We start from the raw sequence: 237 nt of genomic DNA, 5'->3' as shown, positions 1-237 counted from the left end.
TATATTCGACACTATTTTATTATAATGTCTTTTTCATATTTTTCAAGAGGAAAATTTAATTTTTTTCATTCCCTCAAAACTAGATAATGCAGAAGAAGTTTGTAAACTCAGAGTTCACCTTAAAATTGGTTAAGTCCTCGAACGATTAGTATCAGTCAGCTCCACATGTTACCACGCTTCCACCTCTGACCTATCAACCTGATCATCTTTCAGGGTTCTTACTAGCTTGCGCTATGG

General features: G+C 35.0%; 1 rRNA gene. It reads right to left on the bottom strand.

From position 1 onward, the window contains the following. Window positions 1-125 precede the first annotated feature (125 nt). Window positions 126-237: ribosomal RNA gene (locus M3610_RS27880) — 23S ribosomal RNA — on the bottom strand; the annotation flags it as partial.

The organism is Neobacillus sp. MER 74 (assembly GCF_023714155.1).
Note: the sequence above shows the minus strand (reverse complement) of the source record. Positions and strands in the feature narration are given on the sequence as shown.